This is a genomic window from Permianibacter aggregans (assembly GCF_009756665.1).
Taxonomy (GTDB): Bacteria; Pseudomonadota; Gammaproteobacteria; order Enterobacterales; family Permianibacteraceae; genus Permianibacter; species Permianibacter aggregans.
Genome location: NZ_CP037953.1, coordinates 2,186,267 through 2,208,908 on the forward strand (window position 1 = coordinate 2,186,267; position 22,642 = coordinate 2,208,908).

18 protein-coding genes are annotated in these 22,642 nt (G+C 56.2%); 12 read left to right on the plus strand and 6 right to left on the minus strand.

Annotation, left to right across the window (positions count from 1 at the left end; genetic code table 11):
* The first annotated feature begins 47 nt into the window (after positions 1 to 47).
* A complete protein-coding gene (locus E2H98_RS09670) occupies positions 48 to 434 on the plus strand; it encodes a YybH family protein (RefSeq protein WP_157591326.1) in 387 nt (128 codons plus the stop codon).
* A gap of 57 nt (positions 435 to 491) precedes the next feature.
* Here E2H98_RS09670 and cysK read toward each other — a convergent pair whose 3' ends face one another.
* Entirely contained in the window at positions 492 to 1,457 is a 966-nt protein-coding gene (cysK, locus tag E2H98_RS09675) for a cysteine synthase A (protein WP_133592007.1), read from the minus strand.
* A gap of 219 nt (positions 1,458 to 1,676) precedes the next feature.
* Between cysK and E2H98_RS09680 the strand changes: the two genes are divergently transcribed.
* The 4 genes from E2H98_RS09680 (at position 1,677) to E2H98_RS09695 (ending at position 7,894) form a co-directional block, all read left to right on the plus strand.
* Positions 1,677 to 2,624 carry a lysophospholipid acyltransferase family protein gene (locus E2H98_RS09680; protein WP_133592005.1) on the plus strand — a complete coding sequence of 316 codons (948 nt, stop codon included), beginning with the start codon at positions 1,677 to 1,679 and terminating at the stop codon, positions 2,622 to 2,624.
* A complete protein-coding gene (locus tag E2H98_RS09685) occupies positions 2,621 to 3,004 on the plus strand; it encodes a DUF423 domain-containing protein (RefSeq protein ID WP_133592003.1) in 384 nt (127 codons plus the stop codon). Before E2H98_RS09680 ends, E2H98_RS09685 begins: the two co-directional genes overlap by 4 nt.
* Positions 3,005 to 3,145: 141 nt before the next feature.
* The gene (locus tag E2H98_RS09690) at positions 3,146 to 4,138 is read left to right on the plus strand and encodes a response regulator transcription factor (RefSeq protein ID WP_157591327.1); all 993 of its coding nucleotides are present in this window, start codon (positions 3,146 to 3,148) and stop codon (positions 4,136 to 4,138) included.
* A 12-nt stretch (positions 4,139 to 4,150) separates the two neighbouring features.
* The gene (locus tag E2H98_RS09695) at positions 4,151 to 7,894 is read left to right on the plus strand and encodes a response regulator (protein ID WP_133591999.1); all 3,744 of its coding nucleotides are present in this window, start codon (positions 4,151 to 4,153) and stop codon (positions 7,892 to 7,894) included.
* A 5-nt stretch (positions 7,895 to 7,899) separates the two neighbouring features.
* Here the strand turns inward: E2H98_RS09695 and trkA are convergent, their stop codons facing one another.
* The 4 genes from trkA to def form a co-directional block, all read right to left on the minus strand.
* On the minus strand, positions 7,900 to 9,306 hold the full coding sequence (gene trkA / locus E2H98_RS09700; protein ID WP_133591997.1) for a Trk system potassium transporter TrkA: 1,407 nt from the start codon (positions 9,304 to 9,306) through the stop codon (positions 7,900 to 7,902).
* A gap of 66 nt (positions 9,307 to 9,372) precedes the next feature.
* On the minus strand, positions 9,373 to 10,662 hold the full coding sequence (rsmB, locus tag E2H98_RS09705; RefSeq protein ID WP_133591995.1) for a 16S rRNA (cytosine(967)-C(5))-methyltransferase RsmB: 1,290 nt from the start codon (positions 10,660 to 10,662) through the stop codon (positions 9,373 to 9,375).
* Positions 10,659 to 11,624: a methionyl-tRNA formyltransferase gene (fmt, locus tag E2H98_RS09710; protein WP_133591993.1), complete on the minus strand. Its 966-nt coding sequence runs from the start codon at positions 11,622 to 11,624 to the stop codon at positions 10,659 to 10,661. Before fmt ends, rsmB begins: the two co-directional genes overlap by 4 nt.
* A 48-nt stretch (positions 11,625 to 11,672) precedes the next feature.
* The gene (def, locus tag E2H98_RS09715) at positions 11,673 to 12,206 is read right to left on the minus strand and encodes a peptide deformylase (protein WP_133591991.1); all 534 of its coding nucleotides are present in this window, start codon (positions 12,204 to 12,206) and stop codon (positions 11,673 to 11,675) included.
* A gap of 270 nt (positions 12,207 to 12,476) precedes the next feature.
* Between def and E2H98_RS09720 the strand changes: the two genes are divergently transcribed.
* From E2H98_RS09720 to E2H98_RS09750, 7 genes are all read left to right on the plus strand, one after another.
* Complete coding sequence (locus tag E2H98_RS09720; protein ID WP_133591989.1) at positions 12,477 to 13,622, plus strand: LysM peptidoglycan-binding domain-containing protein; 1,146 nt, start codon at positions 12,477 to 12,479, stop codon at positions 13,620 to 13,622.
* A 95-nt stretch (positions 13,623 to 13,717) separates the two neighbouring features.
* On the plus strand, positions 13,718 to 14,767 hold the full coding sequence (dprA, locus tag E2H98_RS09725) for a DNA-processing protein DprA (protein WP_133591987.1): 1,050 nt from the start codon (positions 13,718 to 13,720) through the stop codon (positions 14,765 to 14,767).
* A 387-nt stretch (positions 14,768 to 15,154) separates the two neighbouring features.
* Positions 15,155 to 16,063, plus strand: a complete 909-nt coding sequence (hemF, locus tag E2H98_RS09730) for an oxygen-dependent coproporphyrinogen oxidase (protein WP_133591985.1) — start codon at positions 15,155 to 15,157, stop codon at positions 16,061 to 16,063.
* Positions 16,064 to 16,087: 24 nt separating this feature from the next.
* Entirely contained in the window at positions 16,088 to 17,182 is a 1,095-nt protein-coding gene (locus E2H98_RS09735; protein ID WP_133591983.1) for a sugar-transfer associated ATP-grasp domain-containing protein, read from the plus strand.
* Between the two features lie 76 nt (positions 17,183 to 17,258).
* On the plus strand, positions 17,259 to 18,260 hold the full coding sequence (hemB, locus tag E2H98_RS09740; protein ID WP_232475496.1) for a porphobilinogen synthase: 1,002 nt from the start codon (positions 17,259 to 17,261) through the stop codon (positions 18,258 to 18,260).
* A 28-nt stretch (positions 18,261 to 18,288) separates the two neighbouring features.
* Positions 18,289 to 20,442, plus strand: a complete 2,154-nt coding sequence (gene ppk1 / locus E2H98_RS09745) for a polyphosphate kinase 1 (RefSeq protein WP_133591979.1) — start codon at positions 18,289 to 18,291, stop codon at positions 20,440 to 20,442.
* A 108-nt stretch (positions 20,443 to 20,550) separates the two neighbouring features.
* Positions 20,551 to 21,033 carry an acyl-CoA thioesterase gene (locus E2H98_RS09750; RefSeq protein WP_133591976.1) on the plus strand — a complete coding sequence of 161 codons (483 nt, stop codon included), beginning with the start codon at positions 20,551 to 20,553 and terminating at the stop codon, positions 21,031 to 21,033.
* Positions 21,034 to 21,114: 81 nt separating this feature from the next.
* Here E2H98_RS09750 and E2H98_RS09755 read toward each other — a convergent pair whose 3' ends face one another.
* A complete protein-coding gene (locus tag E2H98_RS09755; RefSeq protein WP_133591974.1) occupies positions 21,115 to 22,641 on the minus strand; it encodes a GGDEF domain-containing protein in 1,527 nt (508 codons plus the stop codon).
* Position 22,642: the final 1 nt, after the last annotated feature.

The window sequence follows — 22,642 nt, forward strand, 5'->3', positions numbered from 1 at the left end:
GCGGATGTTCATGATCATTGCTCCCGATATCGTCCATGAGCGAAAACATGAACACCAGCAACCCAAGCAGTACCGTAGCGAGCCTGGTCCAGGCCTTGAACGATGCTGATCTGCAGTCAGCGAAAGCGCTGTATACCGATGACGCGAAATTCATACCGGCACCTGGAACGGAAATATCCGGCATTGAAAACGTCATGGCAGCGCTAACGGAAATGTGCCAAATGCGACCGCAGCTTAAGACCTTGTCGACACATGTTATTGAATGCGGTGATATGGCCCTGTATCACGCCAATTGGCAGATGCAAATTCATAACGAAGATGGGAGCATTACAACGGAACAAGGACTATCGGCCGATGTATTGCAAAAGCAGCCTGATGGCAGTTGGCGGATACGGATTGATAACCCGTGGGGAGCGGAGCTGACACACACCTGAACTTGGCATGGCATTGATGTTCTCCAAACGTGGCGCTTGGAGAACATCGACAAAAGCTTATTGCACCAGCTCTTGTTCGCTGAACACGCCTTCAAACAGCGCCGATGACAAATAACGTTCACCGGAATCCGGCAGCACGACAACAATGGTTTTGTCTTTGAACTCCGGCAATTTGGCGAGTCGGATTGCGGCGGCGGCGGCCGCGCCGCAGGAAATACCGGCGAGGATGCCTTCCTGCAGCATCAACTGACGCGCGGTTTCGATCGCTTCTTCGTTGGACACGGTTTCGACCCGGTCGATCATCTCCAGATCGAGATTTTTCGGAATGAAGTTGGCGCCGATACCTTGAATTTTATGCGGCGCTGGTTGAATGTTTTCGCCGCGTCGGATTTGGCTGATGATCGGTGACGCGGCCGGTTCGACGGCGACGGTGGTGATCGCTTTGCCCTGCTTCAGTTTGACGTAGCGAGAAACGCCGGTCAGCGTGCCGCCGGTACCAACGCCGGAAACGAACACATCGATTTGGCCGTCGGTGTCTTCCCAAATTTCCGGGCCGGTGGTGTCGAAATGGATCTGCGGGTTGGCTGGGTTGTCGAACTGCTTGGGCTGAAAATATTTGCCCGGACTGGCGGCGACCAGTTCTTCGGCTTTTTCGACGGCACCCTTCATGCCTTTGGCTGGCTCAGTCAACACCAGATTAGCACCAAGCGCTTTCAGCAGCTTGCGCCGCTCAAGGCTCATGCTCGAAGGCATGGTCAGCGTTAGTTTGTAACCACGGGCAGCGGCAACGAAAGCCAGTGCGATACCGGTATTGCCGGACGTGGCTTCGATGATTTCTATGCCCTCTTTCAATTCACCGCGGCGCTCGGCATCCCAAATCATCGCGGCGCCAATCCGGCATTTGACCGAGAACGCCGGGTTTCGACTCTCCAGCTTGGCGTAAATCTTGCCGTCGGTGATGCGGTTCAGCTTCACCAGCGGGGTTTTGCCGATCGACAGCGAGTTGTCTGTGAATTGGGTCATCGACCTTCTCCTAATCCAAAATACTGGTAAAAATACGGTCCCGACCCGGGCGGGACATCTGCGTTAGAATGACAGTGTCTGCCGTTCCTGTCTGGTCAGCAAAGGCGCTAATTCCATATGCTTATGAGCTTTTACGTATGATGGTTATATCTGGCTGAACACCCCGATGAATTCACTGCTGAAACCGTTCCACGCTCCGAAGCCAAGCAGGTTCTCCAATTGAGTCGCAAGAAAAACACGTGGTGGCATAAAACCCGCGAAACCATGGCCATTGGCCTGCTGAAACTGTTGGCCCGGCTGTCACTGCGCAACGCCCAGCGCCTGGGCCGTGGCGTTGGCTGGCTCCTGTACCGGTTTGATAACGTCAATCGACGCACGGCACGCCTTAATCTGGAACGCGCGTTACCCGAACTGCCGGAAGCCGAACGCGAACGGCTGCTGCAACGCTGCATGCAGCATCTGGGCATGACGGTCATGGAGGCCGGTGTCGTCTGGCTCTGGCCGATTGAAAGGGTGCGCAATCTGGTTGTCGAAGTCGATGGTTTCGAACATTTCGAACGCGCTCGCGCCGAGAACAAAGGCTTGGTTCTGGTTGGTCCGCATATGGGTAACTGGGAAGTGCTCGGTACCTGGTGCGCGACCGTGGCGCCTATCACCGGTCTATACCGTCCGCCGAAAATGCCGTCGATGGACGTGCTGGTGCGTCGGGCTCGCGAACGCTTGCCGGCGGAAATGGCGGCGGCCGACCAGAGCGGTGTGCGCACGATGCTCAGTGCTCTGCGCAAAGATCGTTTGCTGTTCGCACTCAGTGACCATGAACCCAGCAAAGGCGGTGGCGTGTTCGCGCCATTTTTCAACGTCACAGCATTTACCCCGACCTTTGTGCCTAAACTGGTCGAGCGCACCGAGTCGCCGGTGATCATCGCGTTTGCCGAACGGCTGCCAAACGGTGGTGGTTTCCGCATCAACCTGCGGCCTGGCCCGCGCTGGCCGGCAGAATGGACCGATATTGGCACCGCCACCGCGATGAACGACGCGCTGGAAGCGTTGATTCGGGAAAAGCCGGAGCAGTTCCTGTGGAACTACAAACGCTTCCGTACTCGCCCGGAAGGTGAGCCAATGTTCTATCCGAAACGACGCAAACGCGCGAAGGCGAAATCCGGATGATCAAGCTCAGCTACTGGTTTGGACTGGGCGCGATATTCGCGGTGATCAGCGTGATCAGTGGCAGCCTCGCCTCGCACGCGCTGAAGCCATTGCTGACGGCCAACGAAACCACCGAAATTTTCGCCATTGCCAAGGATTATCTTGGTTATCACGGTTTGGTGCTGATGGTCATTGCCATGGCCATTGAGCGCTGGCCGGAGCTGCGTATGCATCGCCCTACTCGGTTAATTGCCACCGGAGCCATGGTGTTCAGCGCAGCGCTTTACCTGCTGGCGTTGACCGGTTGGCGGCCATACGCGCATTTCGCGCCGCTTGGCGGCGGCCTGATGATCATCGGCTGGTTGTGGTTAACCTGGATAAGTTTCCGGGCGGCAAGATAACGCATTGCAGCATCAGTGACTGAGTGGCTCCCTAACGCTTCGCCGCCAACAAATCTTTTCGTTTCCAGCTTCACGATTACGACAATATGAAAGATGCGGGCTACACTGATCTTTTCGCAACTGGTGGAGCAAGGGACTGCCATGTTCATCACGTTATCAACGCTGAGGCTGTTAATCGTCGACGACCAAGCACTTATTCGAACAGCTATGCGACACATGTTAATGACGCTGGGAGCCAAACACATCGACGAGGCGGTTAGTGGCGAACAGGCTATCGAGCGACTGCTCGGCACTCAATATGACTTGGTGGTTTCGGATATAGACATGTCACCGGTCAATGGTTTGCAGCTGTTGCAACACATTCGAACCGGCGATTATGGCCTGAAACGCGAAACATTGTTCATCATGCTGACTGGTGTGGCGACCAAGGAATTTGTCACCACCTGCATTAATCTGGACGTGAACGCGTTTTTGACAAAACCCCCGAAAAAAGAACTGATCATGTCACGCCTGCAGTACGCATTGACAACACCATTCAAGATCAAGGAACCGCAAGAATATCAAAAATTGGTGCTGCCGGAATTGGCAGCGAGCGAACCCAATGGCAATAACGGGGGCATCAAAGCAGCCGCAGGTCCGACAGCAAGCCCCGCTCTCACATCGACAAAGCGAACGGCGACAACGAGAGATGACAAGCAACAACGCCAAGAGGATGATGAGAAAGCGCATGAGCCTGGCATGTTTTATATCATCTGGAGTGACAAATTAAGTACGGGCATCCCGTCGATCGATGAACTGTTAAAACGAAGCACGCAACTGATGAACAGAGCGTATTCCGGTCGTGGACAGGTGTTTCCGGATGGCGTACAGGACCAGTTTGTTCAGGAGTGTTTTATTTTTGCGACTGATTTGCTTCGCCAAATGGAAACAACCGTCGCTCCCTGTGGCCAAGAACTGGTTAGAAAATTTGTCGAGAACCGTGTGGGATTATCGGCCTCATTGGCGAGAACCCGATTAGTCATGCAGATCTCGCCAGAACTGGTCAACTATGAGGTTTTTAATGCGATGAAGTTCTGGTGGCAGAACGTCTCCAAGCTGCTCGCCGAGCATCGGGAAAAGCTGACAAAGACTTAACGGACTGAGTTTATGCCAGGCCACAATCCAACTGAACAAGAAAGCTTACCGGTAGATTCCAGTCATTTTGGCCTGGTTAGGATAAGCGCGGATGGATACCTCCTGGAAACCAACCAGACTTTCAACCGGCTAATGCACTGGCAGACGTTTTTGCCGGCCAATTTTCGTCAGTTGGTGTATGCCGACGATCTGCCACGTTTCGATCAGCTATTGCAGGCCACGCCTGAACAGGCGTCAGCGCAACCGATCCGTCTGCGTTTAATGACGGTGGATAATAATCCGGTCTGGTGTTCCTGCGTGCCGTTGGTGACCGGTAACGGCGATAACAATTCATGGCTTTTGCTGATTGAGAACATTCAAAAAACGCAATCCGAGATTCTCGGCTTGCGTGCGTCTAACAAGCGCTTCTATGACATGGCCAGGGTGATGCCGGTTGGTTTGTTTCAACTGGATCCGGAGCGCGGCTGCATGTATGTCAACGAGCGCTGGCCAACAATTACTGGATTCAGTTTTGCCGAATCGGTAGGTTCAGGTTGGCAACAGATCCTACGAGGACTGAGCCAGCAGGAAATCGACCAGTATTTCCAACAGGCCGATGCGGACCCGGCCAGCTCCGTGCAATTCGAATTGAGTTTCATTGACCGCGATAACCGGCAACGGTATTTATTGGTGCATCTGTGCCGGGAATCGCTCAGCGACCGCGAGTCGACCGGCTACCTCGGCGCGGTGACTGACTTAACCGACATCCGACAACAACAACGGGTGCTGAGCGACACCGAAAATCTGAATCGCGCCATCATCGACAGCATTCACAGCTACCTGTTTGAACTGGATCAGGATGGCCGGATTCTCAGTTGCAACCAGGATGCCGAGTTATTTTCCGGTAAATCGGAACAGCAATTGTGCGGTGCCGATTTCTTTTCGCTTTTTCTGAACGAGCTGGAGCGGATGAGCTTTCTGCATGCAGTCAACCAGTTGATGGTCAGCGAACGCAGCGTCAGTATCGAAACGCTGGTCGAATTGCCGGACGGGCAAAAACGGTATGTGCAATGGGACCTCAGCGCAATAGTCAATCTGCAAATGCCGCGCTTGCTGGTCGTCGGTCGGGATATCACCGAGCACAAGATCGCTGAAGAAGCCGAGCGCAAGCAGGCAACAATTCTTGCCGCGGTCAACCGTCTGCAACAGCAGTTTGTGGTCAGTACCGATGCCAAACAGGACATCAGCTTTGCGCTGTCGATTGCGCTGGATATCGCGGTTTGCGAAACGGGTTTTGTATTCGAATGCCTACCAACGGCCGAGACGTATCCGAGGTTTCGACAACTCAGCTCCGGCAGCATGACGTTGAATGACTCGGAGTTGGAGCGACTTGGTGCCGAGCTGGTCGAGGCACAAAATCGGCGACGCCTGCAGTTGATGCCAGTGATCGAGGATGAACACTCGATCACCGTTTGGACGCAACCGGATCCGATGCTGAGGCATTTGCCCTGGCCGGCAGTCTGTGGCGAGCTTGACAGCGTTGTGCTGGTGCCTTTGCTCAGTGGCACGCAACCGATTGGTTTGTTGATGATGTTCAATCGGCCATTTGGCTTTGATCAGCAGTTTGCCGAATGGATTCAACCGATTACCAACAGCCTAACCAGCATGATTGCTGCGTTGCGTCTGCAACAGGCGCGAACCGAAGCCAATCAGAATCTGTACAAAGCCAAACAGGACGCCGAGCGCGCCAATCTGGCGAAAAGCGAATTTCTGGCGATGATGAGCCATGAAATCCGCACTCCGATGAATGCCATTATCGGCATGTCGGAACTGCTTAATGAAACGGCGCTGAATGAACGCCAACGACATTATGCCAACACCATCTCCAGTTCGGCTGACGCGCTGCTGACGATCATCAATGATATTCTGGATTTCTCCAAAATCGAGGCGGGTAAATTCGAGCTGCATCCGGAACCGTTCCGGCTCGATCAATTGGTCAGCGACACCGTTGGGATGCTGTCACACCGATTGGCGAGTAATCAGGTGCAACTGGTCATGCGCATTGCGCCTGATGTGCCCATTCAGTTGGTCGGTGATGCCGTGCGTCTGCGCCAAATATTGGTAAATCTCGGTGGCAACGCCATCAAATTTACCGAAGCGGGTCATGTCAAAATCGATGTCTCAGTTCAGTCGCGTGATGAGGATTCGATCGAGTTGTACTGTCAGGTCGAAGACACCGGCATCGGCATTTCCGACGAAGCGCAAAGCAAACTGTTCCAGAGTTTCACTCAGGTTGATCAGTCGTTCAGCCGTCAATATGGCGGCACCGGTCTTGGTTTGGCGATCTGTCGCCAGTTGATCTCGATGATGGAAGGTCAGATCGGTGTGCGCAGTCAGCTACACGAGGGGTCGACTTTCTGGTTTACCGTGCCATTGCCGATTTCCGGCGAACGCAGCGGTATTGAACATATTGATTGGCGTGGCAAGGAGTTTTATCTGGTCGGTGGCTATCGCGAATGGCAGCCGATCATCGCTGAACAAATTCAGCGCGTGGGTGCCGCCATTGAAGCGCTGACGTTGACGCCGGCCCGTATCGAAGCGCTAATCTCGCAGCTGTCAATGGTCGCCACCGAGGCCGTGTTGCTCCTCGACCTGGACGACCCGGCCATCGTCAAAATGATGAGTGGCATCAAAGATTCGTTGCGCAACCAGCGCATGCCTTTAATTGTCGCGTTATCGTCCCAAGCGGCGATGGTCGACGAACATTTGGTGGCGCTGGTCTGTCAGAAATTTGCGGCGCCGGCTATCTGGCTGGAGCGCTTGAATCGGGCGATACAACTGAAACAACAGGGTTTGTCGCATCAACAAATATACCGGCGCCTACATGAGTCCAGTGAAGTACGGGGTGAGGACGCCCAGCACATTCGGTTCCAGGCAAATGCGTTGCTGGTCGACGATCATCCAGTCAACCAACAGCTGGGGCAAACGATTCTGACCCAACTCGGTTTGCAGGTGACGTTAGCCAGCAATGGTATTGAAGCCGTAGAAAAATTCGAACATGGGCAATTCGATGTCATTTTCATGGATTGCCAAATGCCACAGATGGATGGCTTCGAGGCCACCGCCGAAATCCGTGCACGTGAGAATGGCCGTCCGCACACACCGATTATCGCGATGACAGCCAATGCTTTGGTGGGTGATCGTGAGCGCTGCCTGCAAGCGGGTATGGACGATTACATTGCCAAACCAGCGCGGCGCAAGGATATCGTTAGCTCCTTGCTGGCGATGATTCCGCATTGCGCCAATCAGATCGATCAACGGTTACACGATTTTCGAGCGCTAGAAGAGCCCGCTTCGGTAACTGGCGTGGCAACCGAAGTGAGACCAGAACCTATCTCAACACCTAGTCCAGAACCTACCCCATCACCAGAGCCAACGACTAACGCGGTCGATCTGGACATCATGCGTGAGCAAATCGGCGATGACGACGATCTGATCAATATGATGCTGGAGCAATTCCGTCAGGCCAACAGCGCCGACCTGCAGGAGTTGGAACAAGGGTTACGGCAAAAAGATGCTGAACAGTTGCGCAAAGTTGCCCATCGCATCAAGGGCGCGTCGGCATTGATCGGTGCCCAATCGCTGTCGGAGGCGGCGAAAACGGTCGAATTTGCCGCGAAAGCGGCAGACTGGAGCCAGCAGCAGCAACAGGTAGAACGGGTACTGAAACTGGGGGCGGAGGTGAATCAGTTTATTGCCGACCGGCTTTCGGCCTGAATGGTTCAGAACAAGGATTTTTCTTCAAACAAGCGTTCAACGGCTGGCACTTGTTTTTTGTCGGTCAAAAACAAAATCAAATGGTCGTTGCTTTGAATGACGGTATTGTCGTGCGCGATCAATACCTGATCTTCACGAACGATAGCGCCGATTGAGCAGCCGGGTGGCAGCGGTACATCAGCAATCGTGCGTCCTACCAATTTCGAGCTGCGTTCATCGCCGACGACGGTCGCTTCTATCGCTTCAGCAGCACCGCGACGCAAGCTGTAAACCTGAGATACCAATCCGCGCCGCAAATGGGTCAATAGCGCACCAATTGTTACCTGCTCCGGCGAAATTGCCACATCGATATCGCGGCCCTGCACGATATCGACATACGAGGCTTGATTGATCAGTGCCATGGTCTTGCCGGCGCCCAAACGCTTCGCCAGCATTGCCGACATGATATTGGCCTGATCGGAATTGGTGACGGCGATAAAGACATCGGCCATCTCGATATTCCAGTCGCGCAAGCGCTGCTCGTCGGTGGTATCGCCCTGGACGACAATGGCTTTGCGCAGGCGTTCGGAAACAAATTCGGCGCGGCGCGGATTGCGTTCGATCAGTTTCACTTCGGCGTCGTACTGCAGCGCTTCGGCGAGACCAAAACCGATATGGCCGCCACCGGCGATCATGATCCGCTGATAAGGCCGCTCCAGTTTTTGCAGCTCGCCAATGACGGCGCGAATGTCTTTGCTGGCGGCGATAAAAAATACTTCGTCGTCGGCTTCGATAATGGTCGAACCGAGCGGTTTGATCGGTTTGCCACGGCGGAAAATTGCGGCGACGCGGGTATCGACTTTCGGCATGTGCTGACGCAATGTCGCAATCGCGCTGCCAACCAGCGGCCCGCCGTAATAGGCGCGCACGGCAACCAGACGCACTTTGCCGCCGGCGAAATCGACGACCTGCAATGAACCCGGATATTCGATCAGGCCGAGAATACTATGGGTAACGAGTTGCTCTGGTGAAATGACGACGTCAACGGCAAAGCCTCGATGGCGATCGATATCGTCGTATTTGCTATCCGGGTCGCCGAACAATTCCTTGTCGTATTCAAAATATTCCGGTGCCCGTACCCGGGCGATTTTCAGCGGCGTTTTGAATAACGTATGAGCGATACGGCAGGCGACCATATTGACTTCATCGGAGTTGGTCACCGCGATCAAGACATCGGCCGAAGCGGCGCCGGCGCGTTGCAAAACGGCCGGGTAAGCGGCATTGCCGGACACCGTGCGCAAGTCATGATGCTGGGCCAGATCTTTCAAGCGGATATCGTCGACATCGACCAGCGTGATGTCATTGTTTTCGCTGTTCAGGTGACTGGCCAGTGAGGTGCCGACCTGGCCGGCGCCGAGAATCAGAATTCGCATCGCGTTATCCGTTTTTTGCGCAGTGGTGCTGTTGGCCGCAATCGCGGTGAGACGCGTTCACAGCACTCAGATTTTTTGCAGTAGCGCGTAGTAAAACCCGTCCATCTGTTGCTCACCGCAGCGAATGACCCGACCGGTTTCGCCAGCGCGCTGGCCCGGCAAGGGTAGCAGTTTTGCGTGAGCTTGTTCAGCCAGGAAGCGTTCAACAACATCCGCATTCTCGGCGCGCAGCGCCGAACAGGTCGCGTACAGCAGTAGGCCGCCATCGGCCAACGTTGGCCATAGCGCGTTCAACAGTTGTAATTGTGTTGCCGCCAAGGCCGGGATATCGCGTTCACGACGCAACCATTTGATGTCCGGATGACGGCGAATGACACCGGTGCCGGAACAAGGGGCGTCGAGCAGAATGCGATCAAACGCCTTGCCGTTCCACCAGCGCTTGTTATCACCGGCATCGGCGCAGAGAAGCTCGGCGTGCAATTGCAAACGGCTCAAGTTTTCCTGGACTCGCTGCAAGCGCGTTGCGTCATTGTCGAGAGCCAGCACCTTCAAGGTGTTTTCCCGTTCCAGCATGTGCGCGGTCTTGCCGCCGGGTGCAGCGCAGGCATCGAGCACAGATAAACCGGGTTGTAATTGCAAATAATCGGCGCAAAGCTGGGCGGCCGCGTCTTGAACCGAGACTTCACCGTCGGCGAAACCGGGCAGTTGATTGACATCGAGCGGGTCTTGCAAGGTCAGCGCATCAGAGGCTTCCGGATGCGCTGTCGCGTTGATGCCGAGAGCATTCAGTTTGCTGAGATAAGCATCGCGATTCAGCTTGCGGCGGTTGACCCGCAGGGTCATTGGCGCCGGATGATTATTGGCTTCCAGAATCGCCAGCACCGAGGATTTGTCCTGTTGCTTCAGTGCTTCGATAAACCAGTCCGGATGCGAATGCAACAGCTCCCAGTTGCGATCAATTTTGCTCAGCCGGCTTTCGCCTTCACGCTGGGCCCGGCGCAATATCGCGTTGACCAAACCGCGGGCGCGAGGCTCGTTGATGTCATCGACACCATCGACGGTGGCGGCGACCGCGGCGTGGCCAGGCACCCGGGTGTAAAACAATTGATAAAGCCCGACCACCAGCAAGCAACCCAAGGCGCCATTCGGCTCTTTCAGTTTTTGACTCAGCAATTGATCGCGCAGGGCTGACAAACGGCGGTAGTGACGCAGCACGCCGTAAACGATTTCTTTCAACAGCGCCTTGTCGCGGCTGTCGTCAAATTTTTGTTGGGCCAACGGCATCAATTCGGCCAGCGATTTGCCGTCATTGACCACCTGGCGAATGGTTTGCGCGGCCAGCGCGCGCAGGCTCATGATGTCGCCCCCAGGATGGTTCCGGGCAGGAACAGCGCGCGACGGGCGTTCAGCAAGTCGCGAACGGGCAAACGCTTGCCGCCGGCCAGTTGTGCTTCAGTAATTGCCAGCACGCCGCTGCCGCAGGCGACCAGCAGCCGCCCAGGATCAGCGAGCAGAATATTGCCGGCAGGTTGTCGGTAGGTTTCCGGTATTGGTTGTGCGGCCCAGACGCGCAGGGCTTGGCCGGCAACTGTCGTTTGCGCCACCGGCCAGGGATTGAACGCGCGGATTTGCCGGTCGATTTGATCGGCGGTTTGTTGCCAGTTGATCTGGCTTTCCGCTTTTTCCAGTTTCTTGGCGTAAGTGACGTCGGTATCCGGTTGAATTCTCGGTTCAAGCTTGCCGGCCAGTAGAGCCGGCAATTGTTCGACCAACAATTTGGCGCCGAGTGCGGCCAGTTTGTCGTGCAGGCTGCCACCGGTATCGTTCGGTTCAATTTCCAGTCGTGCTTCGGCCAGCACCGGTCCGGTATCGAGCCCGGCTTCCATCTGCATCAAACCAACACCCGTTTCATGGTCACCAGCGAGAATCGCCCGCTGAATCGGTGCCGCGCCACGCCAGCGTGGCAGCAGCGAGCCGTGAACATTGACGCAGCCGAGCTTTGGCGTGTCGAGCACCGCTTGCGGCAACAGCAGGCCATAGGCGACGACAATGAGCAGATCGAGCTGATAGTCGGCCAGCTGCGCCTGCGCTTCCGGCAGCTTCAAGGACAATGGCTGTTCAACCGGAATATTGTGAGTAAGCGCTAACTGCTTGACCGGCGAAGCCTGTAACTGCTGGCCGCGGCCGGCCGGCCGGTCCGGCTGGGTGTAGACGACGGCCGGCTCAAAGCCAGCGTCGAGCAGAGCCTGTAAATGAACGGCGGCGAATTCGGGGGTGCCGGCGAACGCGATTCGCGCCGCCGTGGGGTTGGAAGCCATGCTGGGGCGGTGGTCCTTGCGATATTGCGAATGTGAGTAAGTGCTTGCTTACAGAGCCGGCGCTTCGGCTGCTTTCTCTTTCGCTTCGATGCGCTGCTTTTTCTCGAGCTGCTTGCGGATCCGGTCGCGCTTCAGCGGCGACAGGTAATCGACAAACAGCTTGCCTTCGATATGGTCCATCTCGTGCTGGATGCAGACGGCGAGCAGCTCGCCGGTATCGATTTCCTGCGCCTTGCCATGGCGGTCCTGGAATTTGATCCGGACTTCATTGGCGCGCTGGACTTTGGCATAGACGCCCGGGAACGACAGGCAGCCCTCTTCCATTTCCTCGACACCACGCTTTTCGACGAACTCGGGGTTGATCAGCACCAGTGGTTGGTCGTTGTCTTCGGAAACATCGATGACGATCAGCTGCTTGTGGATATTGACCTGGGTGGCAGCCAGACCAATGCCGGGGGCGGCATACATGGTCTCGAACATGTCGTCGATCTGCTTTTGCAGCTCGGCACCAAAGTCGGTGACCGGCTGCGCCTTGGTGCGCAAACGCGGGTCCGGGAATTCCAATATCGTCAGCTTTGCCATCTTTACCACACCTGGTCCTGTCACATCGTTTCAGTCACATCATTTCGGCTCTCGGCTTCTGGGACCGTGCGGTGGTCCAAAAATTCCGAAAAAAGCCCGTCAAACAGTACTTTAGCGCTTGAACTGCGACTAACTTCTAGTATTCTGTGAAATTAGCCTGTTAGTATCGCCGATCATACAGGAACCTTGGGGTTCACTCGCGTAATTTCCAGATCTCCCGGGCGCTCCGCCACCGCGGCCAACGCGCTACGCGACAGAAGGATAGTAAGCATGAAAAAGCTTGTCGTTGGATTTGCCGCTCTGGCCATGACTGCTGCCAGCCATTTGGCCGAAGCACTGGACATGGTGCCCAATCCTCCGGATGTCTACGTCGTGGTCAAGGGCGATACCCTTTGGGATATCTCTTCCCGCTACCTGCAAGACCCATGGCTGTGGCCGGAAATCTGGCAAGCCAACCCGCAAGTGGAAAATCCGCATCTGATTTACCCCGGCGACGTACTGACGCTGGTCTACCTCGATGGTCGGCCCCGCATCATTCGTGGCACGCCGACCGCCGATGGCACGATGATTCAAACCCGTTTGCCGGATGGCACGGTCAAGTTGACGCCGCGCGTGCGCGTCATTTCTGAAGGCGATGCCATTCCGACGCTGCCGCTGGATTTGATCGGTGCCTACCTGAACGAAGCCAAAGTTGTTGACGAAGAAACCCTGAACCGCGCTGGCTACGTGCTGGCCTTTGACGGCGACCGTGCAGTCGGCGGCGAAGGCGACAAAGTCTATGTCCGCGGCGTCAACGAGAACCTGAAAGCCTATTCAATTTTCCGCCCGGGCCCGGCCTATATTGACCCGGTTACCGAAGAAGTGCTCGGCTTTGAAGCGGTGCATGTCGGTGAAGGTGCCCTGCTGCGCGAAGGCGACCCGGCGACGTTCAAGCTGATGCGCACCCCACAGGAAGTGCGCAAGGCCGACCGGGTACTACCGGTCGACAACACCCACCTGAGCCCAACGTTCTTCCCGGCGCCGGCGCCGGAATCCGTTGAAGGCCAGATCCTCAGCGTCTATGGCGGTGTGTTCAACATCGGCCAGTGGGACGTCGTCGTGCTGAACCGCGGTGAGCGCGAAGGCGTGCGCAGCGGCCATGTATTCGATATCTGGGTGGGTGGCCGCATGGTCGCCGACGAAGTCGTGCGCGAGCGCGAAGGTCAGGATACCCGCAGCATCTGGCGTAAAACCGCTGACTTCTTCACCGGCGACAGCACCCATGAAATGGTCCAGCTGCCTTCAGAGGAAGCTGGCCAGTTGATGGTATTCCGCACCTTCGAAAAAGTTAGCCTGGCGCTGGTCATGAAGTCGGCCCGGCCGATCCACATTGGCGACGTCGTGCGCTCACCGAACGCCGTAGGCGTTCCGAAATAACGAAAGCAGAACATCCAACGGGCCCCGAGCGGGCCCGTTTTGATTTAAGCGTCAGCCCGGCAGGAAGCCGATAAACACAAAAAAAGGAGGCAGTAATGAGCAAGCATCTCGAAGCCTGGATTGCGCTGGGGTTACACAGCGCCTTATGCCGGCCGTGGTTTGAAGGGCCGGTGCCGGCGGATGATGTTGCACCAGGACCGCTTTTGGCGGCGCGCAAAGAAAAACTCGAGAACCTCGATGCCTATATCGAACAGACCTTGAACTGGCAGGCACCGAACCGCCATTTGCTGACCTGGGCATCGCCCCACTACCCCACTCTGTTGCGGCAAATTCCGGACCCCCCTCCGTTGCTCTACGTCACCGGTGACTTGCAAGCCCTGAGCGGCCCGCAACTGGCCATTGTCGGCTCCCGAAAACCAACCCCGACTGGCCGCGACAACGCCGAAGCCTTTGCCAAGGCGCTGGCTGAAATGGGTCTGGCTATCACTTCCGGCCTGGCGCTTGGTATTGATGCTGCGGCTCATCAGGGAGCGCTGGCCGGCAAGGGAGTAACGATTGCCATTGCCGGCACCGGCGTTGACCGGGTCTACCCGGCTCAGCATCGCAAGCTTGCCCATCAAATCGTTGAGAGCGGCGGTTGTCTGGTCTCGGAATACCCGCTGGGCAGTCCACCGTTGCCGCATCAATTTCCGCGACGCAACCGCATCATATCCGGCTTGAGTGTTGGCACTTTGGTCGTCGAAGCGGCGCTTTCTTCCGGCTCCTTGATCACCGCCCGGCAGGCGTTGGAGCAGGGGCGCGAGGTGTTTGCGATACCGGGTTCGATTCATAATCCGATGGCTAAAGGTTGCCACCAGTTGATCCGTCAAGGCGCGAAGCTGGTCGAGACAGCGCAGGATATTCTGGAAGAACTGGCCGTATTGCTCGGTCAGCAATTGCAGCAGCTCGAACTGGTTCCAGTCTCCGAACCAGAATCCGAAACCGATGACCCGTTGTTGCAGCAAATGGGTTGGGATCCGGTCGATACCGATACGCTGATTGAGCGATTGGGTTGGCCGGCGGAACAGGTGGCCGAGCAGTTACTGGCGTTGGAGTTGGATGGTAGGGTGCAGGCGGTGCCGGGTGGGTTTCTGAGGCGACGTTGATCTTCTGAGTTTTCTGCAAGGTTCGGTTGCTTTTGGCTTCGGGGCGTGTTTTTTTTCCTTTCTAGGTAAGCGGCTTCGTTCTTTTAGAAGCATTCAGTCGGCGTAGGGTGCGTCATGACGCACCGTTTATCCCTGACGAAAAGTCTATAACGGGTGAAAACTAACGGCGGGTCATGACCCGCCCTACGAACTGCGTTTGTACCCGACCTCCATCCAGTCGCTGCCGGCTGGCGCAGACGGGGACCCCGTTTTCTCTTTCGGTGGAAGTGACTTCGTTCTTTTGAAGGCTTTCCCGCTTCCGTAATGGTTGCTAAGGGAAACTCGAAAATATCTTTCTTGTCGCTCGCCGAATAAACTAAGGCATCAATTGCTGATATCTCCTTACTCATGCTCTCCACCGAAAACGTCAAAGCCTATCTACTGAATCTCCAGGAATCGATCTGCGAAAGCCTGTCGGTGATCGACGGCAAGCCATTCATTCACGATTCCTGGCAGCGCACTGAAGGCGGCGGAGGTGTGTCGCGGGTGCTGGAAGGCGGCGCGGTGATCGAGAAAGGCGGGGTCAATTTCTCCGAAGTATTCGGTAACAAGCTGCCGGGTTCGGCGACCGCGCATCGGCCGCAATTGGCGGGGGCGCCGTGGCAGGCGATGGGGGTGTCACTGGTCATCCATCCGCGCAATCCTTATGCGCCAACCTCGCATATGAACGTCCGGTTCTTTATTGCCCGGCCGGAGCACGGTGAACCGGTCTGGTGGTTTGGCGGCGGCTTTGATTTAACGCCGTATTACGGATTCGATGAGGATTGCCGGCACTGGCATCAAACCGCGCAAACCGCGCTGGCGCCGTTTGGCGACGATGTTCACGCCCGCTATAAACAATGGTGTGACGACTACTTTTTTCTGAAACATCGCAACGAGCATCGCGGCATTGGCGGGGTGTTTTTCGATGACTTGAACGAGGGCGGTTTCGATCGCTGTTTCGCGCTTACCCAGGCGGTCGGTAATGCCTATTTGCCGGCCTACACACCGATTCTGCAGCAGCGCCAGGCGATGCCGTACAGCGAACGCGAGCGCGATTTTCAGCTTTATCGGCGCGGTCGCTATGTCGAATTCAATCTGGTTTGGGATCGCGGCACCTTATTTGGGCTGCAATCGGGTGGTCGCACCGAAGCCATTCTGATGAGTCTGCCACCGGAGGTGCGCTTCCGTTATGATTGGGCGCCAGAGCCCGGAACGCCGGAGGCTCGGTTGTACAGCCATTATCTGAAACCGCAGGATTGGCTGAACGAGAATTAACCGTCTGATTAAAACGAGAACGCTATGCGTACAAGGATGCTGTCTGTACGTGACTACCTGCTGGCCGGCCAATACGGCCAGAACGCCGAACATTCCCTGTCGTGGTTGCAGCGCTACTGGCGGCCGATCCATTGCCGGCGTCGCTATGGTATCGGTCCGAAGTTCTACGCCCTGTACGATTTTGCCAAGCTGCCGGAACCGCAATGGCCGGAGTTTGTTATCGACGAGCCTTACAAGACGCTACTGCGCCGCTTGAGCAGCAATGAGCAGCGGCTGGTCACCAATGACAAGCGCCTGTTCGAACGTCATTGCCGTGCGCATGATCTGCCATCAATTCGCAATCTCGGTGTTATCGCCAGCACGCCACCCGGCGATTTGGATAACCTGCCGCTGATTGGCGACGCCTCGGCACTGGCCGGCATATTCAGCTCATCGACACCGGCGCTGTTTTTCAAGCTGATCGATGCCTCGCATGGCCGCAAGGCATTCTCGGCCGAACGACTCGGCAATGGTGTGCGCTGGCTGGATCGGCATGGTTCCATCGAGGAGTTGTTCGCCTACTGCCAGCAACAGGCGGCAGACGAAAGCGGCTGGCTGATTCAGCCACGCATTCGCAATCACCATTTATTGCGCCCGCTAATGGGCGGTGGCGCCGGGGTCGGCACCATTCGCATCGTCACGGTACTGCGAGCGCAGTGTTATCAGGTGATCGGTGCTTGCCTGCGTATCATCGTTGGCGACAACGCCGTCGATAATTTCGCTCATGGCGCCAGCGGCAATATCGCCGCAGCGATTGATGTGGACTCCGGCCAGATGCGGGCCGCGCGCGGTTCGCGTTTTCGCCATTGGCCGGTGTTGGAAAACCACGATCGGCATCCGCAAACCGCCGCGCCGATCACCGGCTTTACCTTGCCCTATTGGTCAGAAACGCTGGCCCTGGTCGAGCGCGCCCATCGCTCAATGTCCGAAGTGCCGACACTGGGCTGGGATGTCGCGATCACCGATGGCGGCCCGGTCATTATCGAAACCAACAGCACTTACGACGTCGATATCCTGCAAGTCACCCATCAGCGCGGTTTTAAACCGGTGTTGGCGGCAGCGCTCGGTTGTAATTGGTAAATCGGCACCAGCACTGGAACAGGCTTCGCTCTATAATTCAGGGCTAGTCATTACAGGAGCAACGCCTTTCATGAGCATGAGTTTCGGCCAGTATCCGCAGCGCCGCCTGCGCCGCAATCGCGAACACGATTTCAGCCGCCGTCTGGTGCGTGAACATCGCTTGAGTGTTGATGATCTGATTTGGCCGATTTTCGTCATTGAAGGCGAACAACGTCGCGAGCCGGTAGCGTCGATGCCCGGTGTTTGGCGCCTCAGTCTCGATCAACTGAAACTGGAAGCGTGCGAAGCGCAGCGCTTAGGGATTCCGGCCATTGCACTGTTTCCGGTCGTTGAAACGGAGAAAAAATCCTTACGCGCCGAAGAAAGTTACAACCCCGATGGTTTGGCTCAGCGCGCCGTGCGCTTGATCAAATCGGAAGCGCCCGAAGTCGGCGTCATCACCGATGTCGCCCTCGATCCATTCACCACGCACGGCCAGGACGGCATCATCGATGGCGCCGGTTACGTCATCAATGACATCACCGTTGAAACGCTGGTCAAGCAGGCGCTGTCGCATGCCGAAGCCGGTGCCGACATTGTCGCGCCATCGGACATGATGGATGGTCGCATCGGTGCTATTCGTCACGCACTTGAAACAGAGCGTCATCACAATACCCGGATCCTGTCCTACGCGGCGAAATACGCTTCGTCGTTTTACGGGCCATTTCGCGATGCCGTTGGTTCGGCCGGCAATCTTGGTAAAGGCAACAAATACACCTACCAGATGGACCCGGCCAACAGCAATGAAGCGCTGCATGAAGTGGCGCTCGATATCCAGGAAGGCGCCGACATGGTCATGGTCAAGCCGGGTTTGCCCTATCTGGATATTGTTCGCCGTGTCAAAGAAACCTTTCAAGTGCCGACGTTCATGTATCACGTCAGCGGTGAATACGCGATGATCAAAGCGGCGGCGGAAAAAGGCTGGGTCAATGAAAAAGCGATCGTCATGGAGTCGATGTTGGCGGCCAAACGCGCCGGTGCCGACGCAATTCTGACCTATTACGCCAAGGACATCGCCCGCTGGCTGCAAGAGGAGTAAGCGCCGGAAAACGGCGCCCGAGGAAACGATGAGTGAAGACAATGTAGTGGCCTTGCACCGTATCGAAACGATGAATGAGGTCAGCCTGCCGCCATCGGTGCCCGAAGGCGATCTGGAGCTGACTCATCCGAGTCTTTACATCAATCGCGAATTGTCTTTTCTGCGTTTCAACTGGCGCGTGCTGCAACAGGCGATGGATGAATCCTTGCCGCTACTCGAGCGCTTGAAATTCGTTTTTATCTGCTCCAGCAATCTCGATGAGTTTTTCGAAGTGCGCGTTTCGGAAATCGTCCAGCGCTCGCAGTTTGCCGGCGCGATGCGCGGTCCCGATGGCATGGCACCGCAAGATGTGCTGGAAAAAATTTCCGGCTTTGCCCATGAGTTGGTCGCCGAACAATACCGCATATTCAACGAAGTGCTGTTGCCGGCGCTGGCCGAGAAAAACATTCACTTCTTGCGCCGCTCGCAATGGACCGATCAGCAAGCTGAGTGGGTCAGCCGTTACTTCCATGATGAAGTGGTGCCGGTGATCTCTCCGATTGGTTTGGATCCTTCGCATCCGTTTCCGCGCCTGGTCAATAAATCGCTGCATTTCATTATCTCGCTTGAAGGTCGCGATGCCTTTGGTCGCGAAGCCAGCTACGCCGTCATTCATGTGCCGCGTTCGCTGCCGCGTTTGATTCGTTTTCCCGATCACCTGTCGGAAAAAGGCGAGTCGCTGGTGTTTCTGTCTTCGGTCATTCATGCCCATGCCGGCGAGCTTTTTCCCGGCATGCAAATCAAAGGCGTTTACCAGTTCCGGTTGACGCGCGACTCGGATCTGGATGTCGATGAAGATCGCGTTGACGATTTGGCCAAAGCGCTGAAAGATGAATTGCTGTCACGCCACTTCGGTACCGCCGTGCGTTTGGAGGTCAGCGATCAATGCCCGGAACGGGTATCGAATTTTCTGCTGCAGAAATGCAATCTGAGCGAGCGTGATCTGTATCAGGTAAACGGCCCGGTCAACCTGAACCGTCTGATTGCGATCAGCGGTTTGCTGGAGCGGCCGGAACTGACCTTCCGGCCGTTGGTGCCGCGCACCTCGCCGCAGGTCATGGTCCATCACAACCATATTTTCGAAGCGATTTCCGAACGCGACATCATGATGCATCATCCGTTCGAATCGTTCGAAACCGTCATTGAGTTTGTTCGTCAAGCCGCGAGCGATCCGGATGTGCTGGCGATCAAGCAAACGCTGTATCGCACCGGTAAACAATCGGAGATGGTGCGAGCGTTGATTGACGCTGCTCGTGCCGGCAAAGAAGTCACGGCTGTCGTTGAACTGCGGGCGCGATTTGATGAACAGGAAAATATCGATCTGGCAGCGCGCTTGCAGGAAGCCGGTGCTTTGGTCGTTTACGGCGTTGTCGGCCACAAGACTCATTCGAAAATGACGCTGGTTGTACGTCGGGAAAAGCGCGCACTGAAACGCTATGTGCATTTGGGCACCGGTAACTATCATGCCGGCACCGCCAAGCTTTACACCGATATTTCGTTGCTAACCTGTGATCAGGAAATTGGCCAGGATGTGCACCAGGTTTTCCAGCAACTGACCGGTATGGGCAAATCACTAACGATGAGCCGTTTGCTGCAGGCGCCGTTTACATTGCATACCGAATTGCACCGGATGATCGAAAACGAAATAGACAATGCCCGTCGGGGGAAAACCGCGGCGATCATGGCGAAAATGAATTCACTGACCGAAAGCTCGATGATTCGTGCGCTCTATGTCGCTTCACAGGCCGGCGTCAAAATTGATTTGATTGTTCGCGGCGTTTGCTGCTTGCGGCCCGGCATCAAAGGCATCAGCGACAATATCCGGGTGCGTTCAATCATCGGGCGCTTTCTCGAGCACTCGCGGGTGTACTGGTTCAAGAACGGCGGTGAGGAAAAGATTTTCGCTTCCAGCGCCGACTGGATGGATCGCAATCTGCATTACCGCGTCGAGGTTTGCTTTCCGGTGCTCGACAAACGCTTGGCCAGACGCTTGAAACGCGAAGCGCTGCTTTGTTACCTGAAAGACAATTCGCAAGCCTGGCTGTTGCAATCCGATGGTACCTACAAGCGCGCGGTGCCGGGCAAGCGCCAATCATTCCGGGCGCAATCGGTGCTGTTGAATCAACTCGCGCATGATGGTTGATTCGCCTGCGTTTGATGCGTCTGTGTTGCTGTGAACAAGGGCCATCGTGTCCGTGTGGTGCTGAGATGCTAAACTTGCGGCATCTTTCCCTCACCGAGCGCTCCCACCATGGATCAGAACCTACCGGCCCGCGTTGCCGAAGAAATCGTTGCCTGGGATTTTGTTTTCCCGAATGACGCCAATCCCTATGGCTCAATGTTCGGTGGCAAATTGCTGGCGATCATGGATACCACCGCGGCGATTGCCGCGATTCGCTTTGCCGGCAAAACTGTTTCAACTGCGGCAGTAGAGGCTGTTGAATTTGTCCATCCAGTCGTGGTTGGCGATCGCTTGAAAACGACCGCTAAAGTGGTTTGGGTTGGCCGCAGTTCGATGATGGTTCGGGTCGATGTTTATGTCGATTTGGGCACGTCGTTCAAGCGCTGCACGCATGCACATTTTGCTATGGTGGCGTTTGATCAGCATCGCCGCCCGACCCCCGTGCCGGGCTTGCTGCGGGAAACGGCGGAAGATGAGAAAGCGTTTAAGCTGGCCGCATCGATTCGCGAGCAGGCGATCAAGCGCGCCAAGGATGAGAAGGCACAGTCGTAACGTGTTTTAACCACCCCCTGACCCCCTCCTTCCCAGGAGGGTTAGGGGGGTAGAATTTTGAGAAATGCAATACAACGCGCATCAATTGCCTGAGCTTTTCTCCGCCGGCCGCCGCTCAACCACCACGGTATTGCGCCCTTTGGTTTTCGCTTTGTACAGTGCGGTATCGGCGCGGGTATAAACGTCTCTTGGCACATCGTCGCTTTCGAATTCGGCGACACCAAACGAAATCGTCACCGGCAATGAATGCTTCTCGGCGAGCAGGGGTTGTGCCGCGATTTGTTCGCGCAATTTGTTGACGGTGATCTGCGCCTCCTGCAAACCGGTTTCCGGCATCAGCAGCACAAATTCTTCGCCGCCATGACGCGCGACGAAATCCGATTCACGAATGGCGCCAGTCAGGATTTGCGCGACCTGTTTCAGAATTGCGTCGCCGGCCATATGGCCATGCATATCGTTGATGCGTTTGAAGTGATCGATATCGCCGATGGCCAGCGCCAGCTTGTGCCGGTAACGGCGCCAACGGTTGTATTCCTGCGTCAATCGCTCGTGATAGGCATGGCGATTCGGCATGCGGGTCAGCGCATCGGTGTTGGCGCGGTGACGCTGTTCACTCAAGTTTTCGCGCAAGCGCGCGGCTTCATCTTCGGTGGCGCGCAGTTGTTCGCGCAGCAGCAGCAAATCCTGTTCATTCTGTTGCAGCCGCTGCTGTTGATTCAGCTGATAACTGTCGACCCGTTTGATGATGTTATCGATCTGCTGGTCGATGCCGACTTGCAATTCTTTCAAGTCCTTGGCGTCACGCAACTGTACCCGCAAGGCGCTCATGTGCTGGTGCATGTCCTGCTGCAATTGCTGGCCATCGCTGCCCTCTTCCTGCTGTCGGTTTTGCGAGCTGTCGAGAAACAACTGCACCTTGCTCAGACGAGCATTCAATTGAGTCAGAAATTGTTCGAACTGAGCCTGTTCTATGCTGCTGGCATCAAGCAGCGTTTCGGCGAGCTGGCCAATCGCTTCCGGCAGCTCTTCAATATCATGCAATTGTTCCAGCCGGGCTTTGATTTGTTCCAGCGCGTCGCGATGTTGCTCCGGCAGCTTGACGTTGGCCAGCACCCGCAACAGCGGCTCGGTCAAATCAGCGCCGGACATCGGCGCCATTGCGCCATTGCTGGCGCCATCGCTTTTACCGAACCAGCGGCCAAACAGCGATTGGCTTTTCGGCCACTTCATACAGGCTTTGACAATGCCGGCAGCCATCGCTTCGCTATTGTCCGGCGGCCGGCGTTGCAGCTGGGCAAATGCTTCAGCCACCGGTTCCGGCAGGCGCTGTCCGGCAAAGGCATTGAGCAATTCGGTCGGGTTCAGTGAGGCACGCAGACGCAAACTGGTTTCATCGCCAATCTCGCGCAGAATATCGGTAACGGTTTCGACATCGGCCTGGACGGCCTCGATATCACCGCCCTCGCGGATGGTTTTGCGCAGCCGGTTCAAGGCTTCATCCAGCCGGGTATGCACCCCACTGGCGGCCAGGCTGACTTTGATCAGCGCCCGGCGCAGCAGCTCTTCGTGACCGCTGTTGGCCTCGGCGCCATTCCCCAAACGATTCATT

Excerpts from the sequence above, each read along its gene's own strand:
- E2H98_RS09670 (WP_157591326.1), top strand. The coding sequence starts at position 48 with ATGAACACCAGCAACCCAAGCAGTACCGTAGCGAGCCTGGTCCAGGCC.
- cysK (WP_133592007.1), bottom strand. The coding sequence starts at position 1,457 with ATGACCCAATTCACAGACAACTCGCTGTCGATCGGCAAAACCCCGCTG.
- E2H98_RS09685 (WP_133592003.1), top strand. The coding sequence starts at position 2,621 with ATGATCAAGCTCAGCTACTGGTTTGGACTGGGCGCGATATTCGCGGTG.
- E2H98_RS09690 (WP_157591327.1), top strand. The coding sequence starts at position 3,146 with ATGTTCATCACGTTATCAACGCTGAGGCTGTTAATCGTCGACGACCAA.
- E2H98_RS09695 (WP_133591999.1), top strand. The coding sequence starts at position 4,151 with ATGCCAGGCCACAATCCAACTGAACAAGAAAGCTTACCGGTAGATTCC.
- trkA (WP_133591997.1), bottom strand. The coding sequence starts at position 9,306 with ATGCGAATTCTGATTCTCGGCGCCGGCCAGGTCGGCACCTCACTGGCC.
- rsmB (WP_133591995.1), bottom strand. The coding sequence starts at position 10,662 with ATGAGCCTGCGCGCGCTGGCCGCGCAAACCATTCGCCAGGTGGTCAAT.
- fmt (WP_133591993.1), bottom strand. The coding sequence starts at position 11,624 with ATGGCTTCCAACCCCACGGCGGCGCGAATCGCGTTCGCCGGCACCCCC.
- def (WP_133591991.1), bottom strand. The coding sequence starts at position 12,206 with ATGGCAAAGCTGACGATATTGGAATTCCCGGACCCGCGTTTGCGCACC.
- E2H98_RS09720 (WP_133591989.1), top strand. The coding sequence starts at position 12,477 with ATGAAAAAGCTTGTCGTTGGATTTGCCGCTCTGGCCATGACTGCTGCC.
- dprA (WP_133591987.1), top strand. The coding sequence starts at position 13,718 with ATGAGCAAGCATCTCGAAGCCTGGATTGCGCTGGGGTTACACAGCGCC.
- hemF (WP_133591985.1), top strand. The coding sequence starts at position 15,155 with ATGCTCTCCACCGAAAACGTCAAAGCCTATCTACTGAATCTCCAGGAA.
- E2H98_RS09735 (WP_133591983.1), top strand. The coding sequence starts at position 16,088 with ATGCGTACAAGGATGCTGTCTGTACGTGACTACCTGCTGGCCGGCCAA.
- hemB (WP_232475496.1), top strand. The coding sequence starts at position 17,259 with ATGAGTTTCGGCCAGTATCCGCAGCGCCGCCTGCGCCGCAATCGCGAA.
- ppk1 (WP_133591979.1), top strand. The coding sequence starts at position 18,289 with ATGAGTGAAGACAATGTAGTGGCCTTGCACCGTATCGAAACGATGAAT.
- E2H98_RS09750 (WP_133591976.1), top strand. The coding sequence starts at position 20,551 with ATGGATCAGAACCTACCGGCCCGCGTTGCCGAAGAAATCGTTGCCTGG.
- E2H98_RS09755 (WP_133591974.1), bottom strand. The coding sequence starts at position 22,641 with ATGAATCGTTTGGGGAATGGCGCCGAGGCCAACAGCGGTCACGAAGAG.